Source organism: Flavicella sp. IMCC45537, from assembly GCF_057197705.1.
The window spans coordinates 2,852,868-2,871,514 of record NZ_CM170067.1 but is presented as its reverse complement, the minus strand read 5'-3'; the positions used below and the strand labels follow the sequence as shown (position 1 = coordinate 2,871,514).

Annotated in this window: 10 protein-coding genes and 1 rRNA gene; all 11 read right to left on the bottom strand. The window is 33.6% G+C overall.

Annotated elements, in window-relative coordinates; all coding sequences use genetic code 11:
- Window positions 1-29: 29 nt before the first annotated feature.
- Entirely contained in the window at window positions 30-1,457 is a 1,428-nt protein-coding gene (locus tag AC2DGP_RS11655; RefSeq protein ID WP_484490236.1) for an alpha/beta fold hydrolase, read from the bottom strand.
- A gap of 8 nt (window positions 1,458-1,465) precedes the next feature.
- Window positions 1,466-2,725 carry an SGNH/GDSL hydrolase family protein gene (locus AC2DGP_RS11650; protein ID WP_484490235.1) on the bottom strand — a complete coding sequence of 420 codons (1,260 nt, stop codon included), beginning with the start codon at window positions 2,723-2,725 and terminating at the stop codon, window positions 1,466-1,468.
- A gap of 8 nt (window positions 2,726-2,733) precedes the next feature.
- Complete coding sequence (locus AC2DGP_RS11645; protein WP_484490234.1) at window positions 2,734-4,344, bottom strand: T9SS type A sorting domain-containing protein; 1,611 nt, start codon at window positions 4,342-4,344, stop codon at window positions 2,734-2,736.
- 94 nt (window positions 4,345-4,438) lie between these two features.
- Window positions 4,439-6,547, bottom strand: a complete 2,109-nt coding sequence (locus AC2DGP_RS11640) for a glycoside hydrolase family 88 protein (protein ID WP_484490233.1) — start codon at window positions 6,545-6,547, stop codon at window positions 4,439-4,441.
- A 5-nt stretch (window positions 6,548-6,552) separates the two neighbouring features.
- Window positions 6,553-8,136, bottom strand: coding sequence for an arylsulfatase (locus AC2DGP_RS11635; protein ID WP_484490232.1), 1,584 nt, complete (start codon window positions 8,134-8,136; stop codon window positions 6,553-6,555).
- A 32-nt stretch (window positions 8,137-8,168) separates the two neighbouring features.
- On the bottom strand, window positions 8,169-9,593 hold the full coding sequence (locus AC2DGP_RS11630) for a sulfatase family protein (RefSeq protein ID WP_484490231.1): 1,425 nt from the start codon (window positions 9,591-9,593) through the stop codon (window positions 8,169-8,171).
- Window positions 9,594-9,599: 6 nt separating this feature from the next.
- Window positions 9,600-11,117: an alpha-L-fucosidase gene (locus AC2DGP_RS11625; RefSeq protein ID WP_484490230.1), complete on the bottom strand. Its 1,518-nt coding sequence runs from the start codon at window positions 11,115-11,117 to the stop codon at window positions 9,600-9,602.
- A gap of 18 nt (window positions 11,118-11,135) precedes the next feature.
- Complete coding sequence (locus AC2DGP_RS11620) at window positions 11,136-12,665, bottom strand: sulfatase family protein (protein WP_484490229.1); 1,530 nt, start codon at window positions 12,663-12,665, stop codon at window positions 11,136-11,138.
- Between the two features lie 6 nt (window positions 12,666-12,671).
- Complete coding sequence (locus AC2DGP_RS11615) at window positions 12,672-13,982, bottom strand: MGH1-like glycoside hydrolase domain-containing protein (RefSeq protein ID WP_484490228.1); 1,311 nt, start codon at window positions 13,980-13,982, stop codon at window positions 12,672-12,674.
- Between the two features lie 135 nt (window positions 13,983-14,117).
- Entirely contained in the window at window positions 14,118-18,182 is a 4,065-nt protein-coding gene (locus AC2DGP_RS11610; protein ID WP_484490227.1) for a hybrid sensor histidine kinase/response regulator transcription factor, read from the bottom strand.
- A gap of 196 nt (window positions 18,183-18,378) precedes the next feature.
- A 5S ribosomal RNA gene (rrf, locus tag AC2DGP_RS11605) occupies window positions 18,379-18,489 on the bottom strand.
- Window positions 18,490-18,647 lie beyond the last annotated feature (158 nt).

The window sequence follows — 18,647 nt, the reverse complement described above, 5'->3', positions numbered from 1 at the left end:
TATTACTTTTTCTCATTAAAAATTTAACTTTAGTCTTTTCCAAGAAAGTCTTCAACTCCAGGTACCCAAGTACGATTGTATTTTTTTACAGTTCTATAATTAAAATATTCAGCCTTGCTATCTGGGGCGAGTGATTTTACCAATTTATTCATGGCTTTAGGTTGGGTACTTGGCCACTCACCAGTTTCAATACGTTTTACCATTGTATCAATAGCAGCCAACCATTCACCAAGGGAAAAAGCACAATGCCCCCATCTATTAACATAAGCAGTTCTAAGCAATTCTGAATAGCCATTTTTTGCCACCAAGTCTTCATAACCTTTTACCATTGATGGGTAAACCAAACCATCACCGCAAGTACTCATACGTAAAAATGGAATTTTCGGTTCACCCACGTGCGTTCTACCAGGTTTGCTCCACCATTTTTTTGCCGAAGCATCGGCTTTTATTCGTGGAAATGCATTTATTTTATCTATATCTGATTTTAAGTTTGCACCTGCCTGATTATAAAGATTTTCAACCGCTTTTTTGTACAAATCATTTCCATTATTGTAGAATAAATGATAATCAACCCCTGTATTGAATTTTATCTGCCCGGGAGCTGCCAATTCTATCATTGTAGTCCCAAAAGTTCCACGGCTAGGTAGTAAACCTAATAAACTTTTGTACATACTAAATTGTAAATCTTCTGTGTTTTTTAAGTCAGGTTTGGGTATGGGTGCTTTTCCCTTTCCTCCCCAAGCAGGCCATTGACCTATTGTTATAGCCAAAGCAATTCTTGCTCTCCCCTCAGGCGTCTTTTGAGCTTCTTCAACTACATTTTTCCATGCTAAAGTTATCCGTTCCGTTTCTTTTCCTCTAAGGGGTAAATTAACAAGAGGCAACTCTGGAGCTAACAAAGCTTTTAAAACAAATAAAGCATCTAAATGAGTATTTGCCATCCATGGACTTGTTGCTCCACATAATGCAATAGCTCCATCAATTCTATCGGCATGTATTTCAGCCATTGCAATTGTTACAGTTCCTCCTCCTGAACAACCAATTTGAATAGTTTTCGCAGGTTTTCCAAAACGAGCTTCAAATATGTCCAAGACAGAAATTAAATCGTGAATTTCATGAGCTGGATCATAAGCTTTCATTCGGCCAGGACGTCTTTTAGTGCCTGACAAGGCATAACCCATTTCTAACAATTTAACATTACGAGGGGAATTGGCAGATTTATAATAATCCAAATCGTTTAATAGGGTTCCGTTCCAATTTTCTGGGACACGGATTCTATATAATGTTCCTCGAATCGGGATAGAATCTTTTAATTCTACATATACACCTTCTTTATATTCTTTAAAATCCACCTCTAAATCAGGCATATGCCAAGTCTCTTCCTTTTCTTGTGAAAAGGATTGAAAACTCATTGTTAAGAGTAATATTAAGACAGCTAGGTGAATCTTTTTTTTCATATTAATTATTATTCTTTAACCTCTAAAAATTGCCCTACTTGAAATACTTTACCTTTCTCAAGTTTCACAAGCTTTATGGTTGTTGTATGCGAACCAGATGCAACTTCATCTAAAAAAATATATTTTTTTTGAGTTTTACCATTGCGTGATTTTAAATCGAAAAGTTTTGGTTTTGCACCATCTGTTGAAATTTCCAATTGAATAGCACCTTTGGCTTCTAGAATTGCAGTAAGTCCAAGTATAAAACCCTCCCACTTTAGGGTGAAACTTTCACCAATTACTTCGGTTTTTTTAGCTTTTTCAAACAACGTTTTATAGCCTCCGTTTTTATCTGTCAAATTATCATTGATATGAATATCAGTCCCTAAATCCACTTTTTCCCATTTGGATGAAAATTTAGCTTTGGAAACTGGAACTAAAGAAGCATTCGAAAAAATGTTTTTTTGAGAAGGCTTAGGAATGACGTTTAGTCCAGGAATTCCGTGGTTTTCAATTTTTTTCATAGAACGAACCAAGACATCTCTATAAATATCATGACCTGCTTCTAAGGGATGGGTTCCATCTTTACTAAAGAGTATTTTCCCATTTATCGGACTGTCTCCTTTTTGAAAAACAAGTTTATCTTCGCTTAGCAACTTTACAACTTCCAAACCAAATTCAATGGAAGTTATTCCGTAATGATTGGCAACAGGCTCCATATTTTTTCCTGCATTCGTTTGGTTCCCCTTCTGAATATCTGCAATCATACCTTTAGAAATGGTATAAACAATGCAGATTTCAGTGTTTGGATTGCTTTTCCATATTTGCGGTATTAATCCTTCCAAAGCTCTTCCGTTAAAAGCCCCACCATTGTTTACACGGTATTCAATAAATACCATATCTGGATTGTGAACCAACAAATGCTTGTTAATTCTACAAGCCCCATAATCCGGTCCTGTACCTCCAATTGCGGCATTTACCTGCGTAATATTGGCTTTTGGATATTCACTCTTAAACCAATCTAATGATTTTGTTCTCCATAAACCACCGTTGGTGATACTTCCACCTATATATCCAATTTTAACATCGTGACCTGCTTTTAATTTTTGAAAGAAATTGGGTAAACCATCTCGTACCCTCAACTCTTCAGTTTTGGTTGGATCAAAATTATAGTGTTTAGATTCTTTTAATTCCTGAGCCATCACTAAACCTAAATTGCTTAGCATTAGAATTAGTAATGAGGTTATTATTTTTATTTGAGTTTTTCTAAAATATTCTCTTTTCTCCATAGTATAATCTAATTCTCAATGATTAACTTTTTTGTTGTATGCACACCATTTTCAAGTTGAATATTGATAACATACAAACCAGCGTTCAAATAATCTATGTTCAAAATATTTTCGCTTACTTCCTTTTTTTGGTAAGTTTTTAAAACACTCCCAGACAAATTTGAAATGTTAACTTTCTCAATATCTACAGGTGTTATAAAAGTTAAAATTCCCTTAGATGGATTAGGGTAAATAGATAATTTCTGCTCCTTGATTTCATTTTCAGGAGTATCAAGCTTTACTTCAATCTCAATAGGTTTTTCCTCCCTAATTGGAGGTAAATCAAAATACACCTCCTTTATCTCAATATTGGAAGCAACAATATTTTGACCTGCTTTAATTAAAACATCTCCCGTTCCTTGATCATTCCCTCCAAAATGAATTTTAATAGTATTCTCATCTCCTCCAATAAAATTATTTAAAGCGACAGTACCATCTTTTTTGGTACCTATTTGTATATTCTCTCCTTCATGAACACTTACATAATGACTCACTTTTGTGGAAGGGTTAAATGTATTTCCCGCAACATAAATATTTCTTGGTCCATAGGCGTGCACATCTCGTTTACAATCTTTATTAATATTTCCTTGTTTTGCACAGCTAGTATTTGCTCTACGTTCATTACTTCCGTAAACATTGTAAGTCCATGTAGCATAGGTATTACTTGGTTGTTGCTGTGTTACTCGTTTGTGACCTTCAGTACCGTTCACATGGATATACATATATTTTTGCTCTACGGTATCGTCCATATAAAAGCTATTGTCGTAGATTTCTATATTATGAGTAAATTGCTCCATATGGATAGGTTGACACCCTCCACCAGCATCGTCAGTCATGCCATAAAAAATGTTATTTTGTATGATAACATCTTTACTTTGCACCATGGCGATATGAAACTGTTTGCTTTTTTCAAAAATACAGTTGGTTATTTCTGTCCCACTCAAACTGGTACTTTCGGTATATCTTCTTCCGATTCCATCACCTGGATCTTCTCTGTCATTTCCGTTGTCTGAAGAAATAGCTGTTTCATAGCCTTCGTGAAAAATACATTCGTCTACAATCACTTTATCTACGGTTACAATTACTTCCCCATTTCGTTTGTTTGTATTGCGATTAAAAATTTGGAGACACATTAAGTTGATACTACTAAATTCACATTTGATAAGCTTTAATCCATCCGTTGGATAGGCATTGATTCCTCCAATTCCCATCCATTTTGAGTTGGTAAACAAAACCTCTTCAAAATGATGCCCTTTACTTTTGTTAAATCTAAAAATTGGATTTCCCCATGTTTTTTGATTCATCCCTCCGTCCAAGGTAAGTTTGCTAATTTTTGAATTATTCCCTTTAGCATCAATAAGTGCGTTTTTTACTGCCGCTAAACGAAGAATAGTTTGCTCATTACCACTGCCTTCTAAAATTAAATTGTCATTTTCTAAACTAATAGTTGATGTGAAATTATAAATCCCAGATGGAAAGAAAATTTTTGTGGTGACACCATCTTTCATCCAATTAATAATCTGACTGATATTGTTTGCATCAGCGGTTCTAGTCTCAGCATTGATATTGGAAATTATCATAAACAGCACTATTATCTGAACTATGTTTTTTATTTTAGAAGTAGTCATTATTATAATTTGGTTCATATTTGGGTTTGTGCACTAACTAGTTATACTAGTTCCACTTTAATATTTCATTCATTTCTAGAAAAAAAAACAATGCCCAGTCTTGATCATTGGCAAATTCATCGTAAAACTCAGCTTTGACACCGTTCACTTTTTCTGGATAGATATAAGCAGCAGCTCCCGTTCCATTATTTCTAATATTACACAGGTTGTTTTCTAAACATATTTTTCCTCTTCGTAGATATTCTTCGTTTCCTGTAGCCACGTAATACTGAATGTAGGCTCTTCCTGTTAATGCCGACCAATAATGTGGCATAGTATCTCCCCATGATTGTCTTTTCCCAAACCAATATCCATCCCAATGACGAATACCTATTTCGTTCAAATGATAGTCAGGTTGTTGTCCGTTAAACGCTTCTAATATTTTAAGATGCTTTTCACCTTCATCTAAATAATGTTTGTCTTTTGTGATATGATAAAGTTCTAAATAGAAATTAACTGCGGGTGATACTATTGATTGCTCAAAAACCACTTCATGACTTGGATAATTAATTCCATTTTTATCATATTCCTTAGCTACCATTTTATAATCATTCAAAAGAATTTCAGCTTCGTCATTAAACCCTGCTTCTCTTAAATAATCGATACTTTTTTTAATAGGCACACATATAGCATAAAAATCATAGCCAAATTCTTGATACCATTTTCTCATGGTATGATAACAATCTTCGATATAAATTGGATTTTTAGTTTGCTTATATAACTCCGCATAAAAAGCAGCTACCCATGGATAATTATACCCTCGATGTCTTTTTTTATGGTCTACCGTAGAGTATACCTTGTATGCTGGTGTTTGTAATTTATAACGAACAAATTGATAATACTCTTCTAAAGAGTTTTTGTATTTCTTTTTTGAATTAGGAAATTGTTGTAACCAATTTGCAATAGCCACACCCATTCCTAAACGTTCTGCTCCTTCATCGTGGTCAACCTTAAAAGGTATATTTTGATATATCTCATTTTCTTCATTATCATATACCATGTAAGCACCATAACGTGAATCAGATTTATCTTTCATTTGTTGCTTATCAATGATAAAATCGACTCTTTTTTTCAATAACTTTTTTGTGGGAAGTGAGAAATATAGATTGATAACGGTTTTTTTGCCATTATAATTTAGGGTTACAACTTTGTCTCCTATTTTTTTTGCTTTGAATTCGGCAGTAATTAGATTGTCTGTCTGCTTAAATTTAATGGCTGTTCCTTCAACAGTGCAACTCACATTTTCTAACTTTTTGTGCGACTTAAATCTTAGTTTTACAATTTCACCCAATGGAATAAAATATTTATCTGCCTCTGCAATAACAGTTCCATTAGCCATAGCTTTCTGATAAAAATCTTCATATCCATTATGCCAAAACACTTTCCATGTTACCCCATAGGAATCATGAGGCTTCACAGTAGCTGGTGCAACTTTTAATGTAATTCCGCCGCGCAGATTAGAGCCTGCAACTTTTCTTGGCATGGTACTCGTATTAACTAGTTCATAATGACGAATACTTCCATCAGTAACCACCAGTCCTAAATGAGGTGCTTCTGTTCCCATCCTAATCGCATTTAGATAAGAGGAATTATATCCTCCAGCCCAAACATGGACATTACAACGGCTTGTCATGCAAACTTCCGCACCCCCAGCATACCAATCTTTTAACGGTGTGTAAATACCCATATCAACAACTTTCAAATCGATTGAACCGGTATTTTCAATTTTAAAATTCTCTATAAGTTCTCCTTGATTGTTGAATGATCTTGTGATAATCATATTAAAATATGGAAAATTATAGGTATAAATAGTCTTCCCATCTTTTTCTGAAATATCAGATATTGAATTCCATTTAAAAGTCTCCTTTTTGCCTTCCAGGTCTACAGTAACAAACCCCAATCCCCAACCAAATTCAGGAGTAAACCATTCTAGTTCACTTCCATCAGTGTTAAAAACCCAATTCATATTATACTTATCATTCTTATTCATAATTTTCTGAATCCCTCCAGTTTGCATGTCTGTATGAATAATAAAATCTGTTTTTTGAGCAATTACAGTAGCTGTAAGAATCAGAAATGTAAAAACGATATATAAAAATTTTAGGTTATTTTTCATTAGATTTATTTTTTCCTGGTTACGTTCACTCGGCTAGCCCATTCCTTCCAAACACTTATCATTTTGTTCATTTTTTCTGGGTATTTCATTGACAAGTTATGTTGTTCAGTAGGGTCTTTTTCTAAATTAAAAAGCTCCCATTTTTTATCCCCCTTATCTTTTGACCATGCAATTTTCCATGCTCCTTTTCTATATGCTTTGTTAGAACCATGTTCCACAAACCACTCATCACGATTCAATTTTTTGTTTTGCAGTAAAGGCATTAGACTGAGCCCCTCTAAAGGAATTATTTTATTATTCTTATAAAACAACGGATAATCTGTTTCTGATAGCTCTAAAATTGTAGGCATAATGTCAATAATACTGGCCAATTGGTTTTGTATGATATTTCCTTTTTTTATTTCTTTAGGCCAATGAAATATAAAAGGAGTTGAAACCCCTCCCTCATGACCAGACTTTTTAAATTTTCGATATGGAGTATTGCTTAAATTTGCCCATGCAGGACCGTAACTCATATAGCTAGTTGCTGGTCCTGGTGTAATGTTTGCATCGTTGCCAGCTTCAACCTTAAAACCTTCTTTTGTACGAGTCACTTCTTTTTCACTCACCCAATTTTCAACTCCTTGCAATGTTTCTGCGCAACCACCATTGTCAGATAAAAACATAACCACCGTATTATCCAATACATTAGCAGATTTTAATTGATCCATAATTCTCCCTATTCCTTGATCCATATTATCTATTTGCGCAGCATAGGTTTGCATTCGTTGCAATTCCCAAGTTTTATTTTCTATTGACTCCCAAGGTTTTGATCGAAAATCCCGAGCACTTAATTGAGTATTTTTAGGAACAATCCCCATTTTCTTCATTCTCCTTAAACGTTCTTCTCTCAATACATCCCACCCTTTGTCAAATACACCTTTATATTTTGCAATATCTTTTTGTTTTGCATGTAAGGGCCAATGGGGAGCTGTATAGGCTACATAGCAAAAAAAAGGAGTCTCCGAGTTCCCATTCATGTGGGCATCAATAAAGGCTACCGTTCTATCCGATATTGCATCTGTGTAATAAAATTCTTCTTCTTTTTCTACATGAATTGGCGTATTATTTCTTGTTAAAGTATAGGGGTCAAAGTAACTACCAGCCCCGTTAATCGTACCATAAAATTTATCAAACCCTCTTTGTATTGGCCAATTATGGATATCATTTATCGTATGAGAATCTGCTACATGCCATTTACCCGTCATATAAGTTGCGTAACCATTCGTTTTCAAAGCTTCAGCAAGCGTAACTGCTGCCTTGCTTAGATCGCCATAACCATTACCTACCATTCCTCCAACACCCGCTTGATGAGGGTACAAACCTGTTAATAATGCTGCTCGAGTGGGGCAACATCTAGTATTATTTTTAAATTGTGTAAAACGAATACCTTTTTGGGCCAACTGATCTAAATTTGGTGTTTTTATTTCTCCTCCATAACAACCGATATCAGAATACCCCATATCATCGGCCATTATTAAAATAATGTTTGGCCTGTTTTGCCCATAAGTACAGGCACCCATAGCATACACAATTAGCAAAAAAATCATCTTATATTTCATAGATAGCGAGAAGTAAAGTTTTATTTGTTTAAATCCTTTTCTATTTGAATATCAAATTCATTCATTTTTGCAATCAACTCTTGAGCTTTAGCTGGATATACATCAATAAGATTCTCTTTTTCTGAAATCTGTTTCTTTAGATTATAAAGCTTTGGTATTTTATCTTCCTCACTTAATTTCCGCCATGAAGATTTTCTATAACCATTAATCACATATTTCCAATCTCCAACTCTTACGCCATCAATTTTTGTTGAATTTGATCCATAAAAAAACATTTCGTTACGAGGGGAAACTTTTGACTTTCCATTTAAAAAATTAGAAATATCATATCCATCAAAAACTCTATCCTTTGGAACCGAAACTCCTGCATAACTTGCAATCGTCGGAAAAACATCTAAAGAAGAAGTTATTTGGTTACTAACCCATCCTGATTTGACATTCTTTGGCCCCCAAAATATAGCTGGAACTCTTTGTCCACCTTCATAAGTATCAAACTTTCTTCCTTTCAAAGGTTTTGCAGAACCATGACTATTCGGACCATTATCTGAAGTAAACACTACAATAGTATTTTCCTCCAAACCATTGTCTCGTATTGCCTTCATTACTTCCCCAACACTCCAATCTATTTCTTGAAGAGCATCATAGTACGGAGTGGTACCACTAGATCCTTTAAACCTATCCCCCACAAAAATTGGCACATGAGGAAAAGAATGGGCTAAATACAAAAAGAAAGGTTTTTCTTTATTTTTTGCAATAAATGAAACAGCCTCTTTTGTATATCTCTCAGTCAAAGTACTTTGATTTGTTGGGTATTCTACGATTTGATTTCCACGCATAAGAGGCGGTTTGTCTTTTAAAATCTTTTTAGCTTCTTTTCCTGAAGAAGCATCCACCAACTTCATATCTGAGTGCATTTTTTCTAGTGTATAATCATCATTTAACACAATGTTCGGAGAAACATCAATACCAGCCGCGATAGACATATTATTGCTATAAGGTATACCAAAGTAGGAATCAAAACCTTGATTTAAGGGAAGGTATTTTTTATCATGTCCCAAATGCCATTTTCCAACCAAGGCTGTATTGTAGTTCTTCTGTTTCAGTAATTCTGCAATGGTAATTTCTTTCGGATCCAATCCTTTTTGGTTTTTCCTTGGAAACAAAACACCCGGAACTCCAACTCGTTTTGGCATTCTTCCTGTTAGTAACGCCGCTCTCGACGGTGAACACACAGATGAGGCAACATAAAAACTAGTTAATTTTACCCCTTCTCTTGCCATTTGATCAATATTAGGGGTTTTAAGTTTTTTGGAACCAAAACATCCTAAATCTTCATAGCCCTGATCGTCAGTGAAAATGACAATGAAATTTGGTTGTTTTTGCGCATTCATGGACTTTAATCCAATAACAAAGCAAAAAATGAAAATTCCGATTCTATATTTCATAATAAATTATTTCAATTTTATTTTGTAAACAATTGCAGCATCTCCTTCGGAAGGCTTCTTTTTTGGAGAAGTAACCACCAATCCTTTTGAAGTTTTTTTCCACTTAATTCTTTCTTTTGAGCCTAATACAACTATCGATTTTATTTTTAAATCCTTAGCTTTTCCGGCAAACGTTTTTAATGTAGTTTCCTTTTTAGAACCTGGCCATCCTAATTGAATTGCATAAACATTTTTACCATTTTTAGTATATCGAACATCTTCACTATTTAAATTATTCAAACCTGCTTTGATAGAACCATAAGCATTCCAATTGTCATTAGGATTTCTTTTTAACTCCGTTGGTCCTTGTCCAAATTCAACAAAAGGTCTTGTGTTGTATATAGATTCTCCATATAATTTTAACCAAGCACCAATTCCTTCCATTGCTTTTGCTTGTTCCTCAGGAATTACACCTTCTGCCATAGGAGCAGCAGCAAGTATCATTACTCCATTTTTACTAACAACTTCAGCAAGTATTCGAATGGCTTTATTCGGATTTATTGCTGTACGTTTATCTTTATTATATCCCCAAGAACTTCCTAATTGAAAATCTGTTACCCAAACAAAAGGTGTGATATCTTCCATAGTTGCTCTCTCAACATTAACAACTGCGACATCGGTAGGAAAAAAATCACCTTTTGTATTAACAACAACCTCTTTATTCAACTCTTGAGCTTTGTTAAAATAATTGGCTAAAAATTGTTGACGATGCGCTTCTTGAATGTACCCTTGGGCAAAATCCATCCATATATAATCTGGACAATATTCATTTATTACTTCATCTAATTTCCCTAACCAAATATCACACTCCTCTTGATAAGACATGGTACCATAAAGTGCACGATATTTAGGGTCTTGTGGAACTTCTGGATTTTTATAAACCGCATTGTGCTCACTTAAGGGTCTGAGTGCACTGTTTTCTTTTTTAGGGAAAAACATCATATGAAAACCGTGATGAAAGGTTGTCATAAATTTTAAATCACGCTTTTTTACCTCCTGTGAAATTTGTTTTACAACATCTATTCTAGGACCTTTGTCAAATGAATTCCAAGGGTTCACCTCACTTTCCCATAAAGAAAACCCATCATGGTGTTCTGCTATAGTTCCAATAAATTTAGCTCCCATATTTTCAAACATATCCACCCAACGTTTTGCTGAAAAATTTTCTGCTTTCCATTGGGGTATAAAATCATGATAATGAATATCTCTTCCATAAGTTTTTGTATGGTAATCGTAAATATCTTTTCCCCAGGTTTTTCTGCGATCTTTTTCATACATAAATCTACCGTACCATTCATTTCCGTTTGCTGGAACATTATAAACTCCCCAATGAAAATAAACTCCTAGTTTTGCATCAGCAAACCATTCTGGAGTTACTTTATGCTTTTTTAAGCTCTCCCATTCTGGCTTAAATTCTTTTTGTCCTCTTGCAATTGCTACCATGGTTAATGCGGCTACCAAAAGCATGTTTGTTTTAAATTTCATATTCTTTATTTAATATTTTTAATTGCTGTCTCTTTTACCGATCGGTTTCAAGTGTTTTTTTTCTAAACCTTTGAAGAAATACGGATAATCATCCCAAGGTGATTTGCCTATCATTCTCGGGTCATTTGTATTAGTTAAATATTCAAAAAGCTCAGATTTTAAGTCATTACATAAATTTTTATAATCCTCATAATAAGCAAGATTCTTTAGGTTAAAAGGATCCTTTTTAATATCATATAATTCATATTTAGGACGTTTTTTTACCGCCAAATCAAAATAATAACGTACTTCCGAATCTTCTTGGTGATCTATCAAATATTTTCTCGTTGGACCCGAATCAATATCACCATAATAGCCTTGATGTACCGAATTAAATGTTGCATCTCCAGCAGGAAACCTATCCGACTCAAAATTTATAATATACAACCAATCGCCTTTTCTTATGGTACGAATAGGGTAGCCTAACCCTTCTGGTCTACAGTAAGCATGTCGTTCTAAACCTGTAAATACTTTATTTCGATTAGGATCTACTTGTCCGCTTTTTCCGGATAGCAAAACATCCAAAAAACTTTTTCCTGTTGTTCCTTTAGGAATATCCAACCCTACCGCTTCTAATAAAGTTGGAGCAAAATCAATAAAACTTATAAAATCATCAACTTTTGTAGCTCCTTTAATTTTATTTCCCCAACAAATCGCCAAAGGCATATGAGTACCGTATTCATAACAAGTAGATTTTGCTCTTGGAAATGGCATTCCATTATCCGCTGTTACTATAATTATTGTATTCTCTAATTCTCCAGAATTTTCAAGCGCTTCAATCATTCTTCCCAAATGAGTATCAAACCATTGTACTTCATAAAAATAATCTGCCATATCACTCCTTACGATATCTGTATCTGGTAAAAATCCGGGAACTTTTATTTTAGAGATATCTACTCCGGATTTAAGGCCAATGCCAGGGGAATACTTTCTGTGAGCTTCATGAGAACCATACCAAAAAAAGAAAGGTATATCCTTTTCTCTTTGTGACAAAAACTGTTCAAAATTACCTGCATAATCTTTACTAGACACATATTTAGGCGCTTTATATTTTACCGTATTAAATTCTTTTGCTAAAGGCTCTGTCTGATAAGGAGCCTTTTTGTTTGCAGGCATATATCCTTTCCCGCTGTAACCTGCCGTGTACCCATTATTCTTTAATAAAGTTGTAAAGGTTTGATATTCTTTCTTTAGCCCTCCAAACAGTAAACCACCTTCTTCTAATTCCCAAATATTCTTTCCCGTTAAAATTGAAGCTCTTGATGGAGCACAAGAAGAGGCATTGCAATAGGCGTTGTTAAATAAAACACCACTCTTTGCAACTCTATCAAAATTAGGCGTTTGAATTTCTGAGGTTCCATTTATCGAAGTATGTATAAAACTTACATCATCAGCAATACAAAATAGAATATTAGGTTTTTTAGCAACCTTTTTAGAATTACAATTTGTATTCAACATACACACACTAAAAAAAAATCCGAAACGTAAAATAACTACAATCCTAATCATCGCATTTTATTTAAAATTAACGCCAATATTTTCTGACAACTTCAAAATCTCTAACTGATTAAGATCCGTAGGATTATAGTTCAGTTCCAATTCTAGTGGCAATATATAAGCCAAAGATGACCAACCAAAAAAGGGGTTCATTCCTAAGCCTTCACCCGTTTCTGCATTATAAAACTCACGGGTGTTCTTATTATTCAACACCATATTATAGGTCTTATGAGCTATCTCTTTTGCCAATTTTTGATATCCAAAATTCATAAGTCCATGACAAACCATATAATTGGTAGGAATCCAAGTAGACCCTTTCCAATTACAACCTTTTTGCCCTTGATAATTCTGTCGGTAATCTGGTTCTGTTAACGCATAGCTAGGAATTGGAAATTTTGTCCAGAATTCTTTGGGATTTTTTAAATGTTCTTCTACCATTCGAGCTACCTGTTTCTTGGATGCCACTCCCGCCCAAATTGGCGTAAAACCCGAAACGGATTTCACAAAGGTTGTGTTTCCATTTTCCTCATTTCTATCGTAATAGAAGCCTGATTTATCATCCCATAAATATTTATTGATTAATTTTTTTAATCTTTCAGAATTCTTTCTATACGCTTTAGCTTCTTTTTCCCTTCCTATATTTTCCGCAATGATCGCCATTGCTTGTAATTCCCTTACCAGATAACAATTCAAATCCACCCCCTCACTTAATCCAATAGTTCTGGTATTTTGATTGTCCATACCACTGTGGTCCGCCGCTCCAGACCATTTTCCTTTTTGTTGTCCAGACCAATAAGCTAATCCGTTTTTATCAGTATCGTATTCAAACCAATGCTTTAAATATAACTGGGTTTGACTATAATATTTTTTAGCCCAAGTCCAGTCTTTTGTTTGACGAGAACCTAGGACAATAATCTGGGCTATAAACGGCTTGAAATGATGATCCGCTCCAAAATTTTTGGGACCAAAAGAACGCTTTATAAATCCATCAGGATGTTGTATTGTAAAAAAGCCTTCTAAATTATCGAAATTGTATTTTGAAATCCCATAATAAGACATATAAATATTTTCGAAATACAAATCCCAATCATAAAATTGCTCATACCTATAACCTGTTAACAATTTTTTATGGGTTATTTCAGTATCTAATAAAATTCCAAAATTATTAATATCTCTATTTAGCTCTCTTAATCTAGTTTTTAATAGAATTGAATTGCTATTAAATTCTTTATTGATATTTATTAAAACCGAACTTTCTTGTGCCGTCGAAACAGCGAAAAAAAATAAAAACCAAATAGTTAATTGATTAGCCCAAACATTACCCTTCATAATTTATCCTTAGTTAATTATAGTAGCCAAATTAATAGTTCTAAAAATATTTTATGGGGGAGAAAACCAACTCAAAACAGGGGGTATATTCAAATACATATTGATTTTTAGGTATTTAAACAAAACCCAATGTAGTTATTCTTCAGAAATCTTCATTTTTTTATATTCAGATGGTGACACCGAAAATTCATCTTTGAAACTATTTCTAAAATATTTCAGATCCGAAAAACCTACTTCATACGTAACATCAGAAACTGAATACCTTCCAGTTTGTAACAAACTAGCTGCCTTTTTCAAACGAATAGATCTAACAAAAGCGTTGGTGGTTTTTCCTGTAAGTGCTTTCAGTTTTTTATTTAAATTTGATTGAGACATACCGCATTCTCCAGCTAACACCTGAACTGTAAAATTTTTATCTTGTAATCCATTTTCCACTTTCTGCAATAATTTTGATAAAAACATATCATCCACCTTTGTAGTAACAAATTCAGAAATATTGATTTCAATATCTTTTTGAAATTTTTCTCTTAGTTGTCTCTTATGATCCAACAAGTTATCTATTTGGGCAACCAAAACATCAAGTTCGAAAGGTTTTTCTACATAGCTATTTGCACCAAGGTTATATCCTGTAATTTTATCTTCACTAGCAATTTTTGCAGTCAATAAAACCAAAGGAATATGACTAAAATTTACATCTTGTTTCACCGTCTCACAAAGTTCAAAACCATCCATAACGGGCATCATAACGTCGCTAACAATTATATCAGGGCTGACTTGTTTTAATTTTAGTAAAGCCTCTTTTCCATTTTCAGAAGCTGCAACATTATAATGGATCGATAAATTTTCAACTATAAACTTTCTTAGCTCAGCATTATCTTCTACAACTAAAACAGAAAACTCTTTTGTTTCTTTTGCAAGACCCAAACGAGATGGCAATGCTTCATTATGCATTCTAGCAGCTGTTTTAGTTTTCAATTGTCTTTCTTGAAGTTCCACTAACGCATTATTCTGAAAATGCTGATTCCCTTTTTTCAAACAAACTATAAAAGTAGATCCAATATTTTCTTTGCTTTTTAATAAAATCTCTCCGTGATGCATTTCTACCAACCCTTTGGTAAAGGACAGTCCAATCCCAGAACCCTCGGCTTCTAACTCAGCTATTGTTTCTGTTTGATAAAATCTATTGAATACGTTTTTTTGTTGATCCAAGGCTATTCCAATACCGTTATCTTTAATAGAAATCTCAACAGTAGCGCTTTTCTCTCTAATCATAATGGAAATGACTCCCTTTGTTGGAGTATATTTAAATGCGTTGGATAAAATGTTCATTAAAATTTTCTCAAATTTGTCCTGATCACACCAAATTATCAATTCTTTTAATTGGCAATCTATACTAAAATCAATTTCCTTTTCATTGGCTAAAAACAAAAAAGAATTAGCAACTTCTTGAATACAAGCAACAACATCGACCGGTGCAACTTGTAATCTCATTTTTCCCTGTTCAAACTTTCTAATATCTAACAACTGATTTATCAATCGCAACAAACGATTCGCATTTCTATAAATCACCTGATAACTTTCCACTTTAGTTGCGTCTGTCGACTCGGAAGTTTCTTTAATCAATTTTGTGATAGGAGCAATGATTAAAGTCAAAGGGGTTCTAAATTCATGAGAAATATTCGTGAAAAATTTCAATTTAAGCTTGGCCAATTTCTGAATTTTATCTTTTTCAAAACTTTCCATTTCTAATTGTGCTTTTCTTTGAATACCGATAATGGTAAATCTCCTTACAAACCAAAAACCAATGATAAACATGATACAATACATTCCTATTGCCACAGTAGAAAACCACCAAGGTGTAGCTATTGTAATTTTAATCATTTTGGGCGTTGTATTCCAATAACCATCGTTATTGGTAGCCTGTACCATTAAAGTATAATTTCCAGGGCTTATATTGGTGTATTTGGCAAAACGAGACAATGAAGTAGTAGATACCCAATCTTTATCAAAGCCTTCCAATTTATATTTGAATTGATTCTTTTCTGGGGATGCAAAATGCAATCCAGAAAAGTAAATTGTAAAACTGTTCTCATCATAGCCAAGTTTCAAATTTTGAACAAAATCAATAGACTTGTCTATGATAATCCTACCATTAAATTTATCCCCAACCGTAATTGGCTTATTTAAAATTTCTAAATCTGTAAATACCACTTGATTCGAGGTCGTATCGATGGTCACTTTATTTGGGAAAAAAGTATTTATCCCATTTACACCTCCAAATACCATTTCACCAGAGCCTCTTTTATAACAAGATAAATCCCTAAACTCAAAGTCCTGAAGACCGTCACTCATATCAAAATTCCGAATTGTTTTTTTGATAGGATTAAAACAACTCAAACCTTTATTGGTTGAAAGCCAAAGATTCCCTAGCTCGTCTCCCAAAATTCCTTTGACTGCATCATTTGGCAAACCTTCGGCAGTACTATATGTTTCAAAATAAATTTCACCTTCCTTGGTATAACATAATTTATTTAATCCTCCCCCTAAAGTTCCAATCCATAATTCCTTTGAAGTTGATTCAAACAAGGGTAATATATAATTAAAACTTAAACTTGATATATCATTTTTAATATTTTTAAAAACATCAAACCGGGGAGTATTTGTCACTTTTAATTCCTTGGGAATTCTACACAAACCATCAGCAGTACCCACCCAAATATTTCCTTTATGGTCTTCTATCAAACTTCTAACAATATTAGAAGGGAAATTACCCTCCTCATCAAAAGAACTAAACTGTGAGGTACTGAATTGTCCATCACCACTTGACTTCACTCTAAATAAACCTTTACCATAGGTACCAATCCAAATGATACCATCACTATCTACTAAAATTGAAAAAATGGAATTGATCTGCGGTAATGCCTTTTTTAATATTTTGTCTTCCTTCGATGTGGAAATATCAAATATTTTCACCCCAGACGGCGTACCAACCCAAACACGAGCATTCACTTTATCTAAATGAAGTACCGTAACAAAGTCATCCACTTTTGCTTTCTGCACAAAGCCACTTTCATAATTGGACCCTTTTTCAGCTGACAAATAATTTAATCCACCGTTTTCAGTACCGATCCATAGATTCTCGTCAGAATCTTCTACTACCGAGCGTATCGTTTTATGCGATAGACTTCCTTCTTTTTCTTCGGAAGTAAAATGATTAAAGAAAGAACCTTTTGGATTATATAGATACACACCATCTCCACTAGTTCCAATCCAAATCAAACCAGTTTGATCCACTAATACTGACGATACAATAGAAAAATCAAACTCATTCCAAATGGAATTTAGTTTATTATCGGACATATAATTAACACCTCCTAATCTTTCCGAAAGAATGTAACTTTTTAATCCTTTAGACACAGAACTTACAAATAGCCTATTATCCTTAATCAACAGCTCTTTGCAACCAGAAATCCCCCCAAGTCGTACCATTTTTTCTTTATCAGGATTATAGCGAAACACACCATGTTTGTTGGCAGCAAATAAATGTTCTTTCCATAAACTAATATCAATTATAGGAAACTGAAATTCAATATATTTGAATAATTCCAAATTAAATTCATTGATTAAAAATAAACCAATAGAGCTTCCAATAACTATAGTTCCATCTTTCAACTGATTTATGGAAAGATAAGTACAAGCTACATTTTCTATCGATGAAACACTTTGAATCAAACCACTATCAATGTCAATTATTCGAATAAGATTTCCTTTGACTACCCAAAGTTGTTGATTTCTATCAATAAAAAGTTTTAAGGAACCATCAGCGGTATTAGAATCTAATAAATCTGAATCACTTATAATACTTGTAAATTTTTCAGATTTCACATCATATTTACTGACACCATTAGAAGTAGAGCCAAACCATAAATTACCAGAAGAATCTTCTACAATCGAGTTTATAATGTTACTACATAACCCGTTATTTCCCCTAAGTATTTTTCGATATATTTTAAAATTATAACCATCATAACGGTTCAAACCATCATTGGTTCCTATCCATACAAAACCACGACTATCCTGGTATATAACATTTACATCGTTTTGGGACAGTCCTTCTACACTACTTAACTTTTTTAAACTACCACCTGCTGTGACACAATTCACAATAAATAAAAAAAGAAAAATTAAAGCATTGCGCATCTATAGTGTTTTGGATACTACAAATTAAAGAATTCCTTAAGAAATCAAATTGAACAAATGATTTAAATAGTAAAACAAAAGATAGAAATAAGGACAAAAGAATCCAATAGCCCTTTACAAAAAACAACAGCAATCGGCTTTATTTAAGTTTATCACAAAAAAAAACCTCAATCATTTTACTGATTGAGGTTTCAAAAAAAGGCGGTGACATACTCTCCCACCGGTTAGGCAGTACCATCTGCGCTGATAGGTTTAACTTCTCTGTTCGGAATGGGAAGAGGTGAGCCCTATCGCAATAACCACCTTAAGGTCTTTGCTAGTCTAATTTCTTAAACCAGTATTTAATAATTAACATATTGAAATGCATCACAGATGCCAGAGATATAATATTCAAATTAGAAGTGCTATAATAATTGAGTAATAGAATGTATAAAGAGTTTCCCTCCCGCTAGTTGCCTAGCGGAA

Excerpts from the sequence above, each read along its gene's own strand:
- AC2DGP_RS11655 (WP_484490236.1), bottom strand. The coding sequence starts at position 1,457 with ATGAAAAAAAAGATTCACCTAGCTGTCTTAATATTACTCTTAACAATG.
- AC2DGP_RS11650 (WP_484490235.1), bottom strand. The coding sequence starts at position 2,725 with ATGGAGAAAAGAGAATATTTTAGAAAAACTCAAATAAAAATAATAACC.
- AC2DGP_RS11645 (WP_484490234.1), bottom strand. The coding sequence starts at position 4,344 with ATGATAATTTCCAATATCAATGCTGAGACTAGAACCGCTGATGCAAAC.
- AC2DGP_RS11640 (WP_484490233.1), bottom strand. The coding sequence starts at position 6,547 with ATGAAAAATAACCTAAAATTTTTATATATCGTTTTTACATTTCTGATT.
- AC2DGP_RS11635 (WP_484490232.1), bottom strand. The coding sequence starts at position 8,136 with ATGATTTTTTTGCTAATTGTGTATGCTATGGGTGCCTGTACTTATGGG.
- AC2DGP_RS11630 (WP_484490231.1), bottom strand. The coding sequence starts at position 9,593 with ATGAAATATAGAATCGGAATTTTCATTTTTTGCTTTGTTATTGGATTA.
- AC2DGP_RS11625 (WP_484490230.1), bottom strand. The coding sequence starts at position 11,117 with ATGAAATTTAAAACAAACATGCTTTTGGTAGCCGCATTAACCATGGTA.
- AC2DGP_RS11620 (WP_484490229.1), bottom strand. The coding sequence starts at position 12,665 with ATGATTAGGATTGTAGTTATTTTACGTTTCGGATTTTTTTTTAGTGTG.
- AC2DGP_RS11615 (WP_484490228.1), bottom strand. The coding sequence starts at position 13,982 with ATGAAGGGTAATGTTTGGGCTAATCAATTAACTATTTGGTTTTTATTT.
- AC2DGP_RS11610 (WP_484490227.1), bottom strand. The coding sequence starts at position 18,182 with ATGCGCAATGCTTTAATTTTTCTTTTTTTATTTATTGTGAATTGTGTC.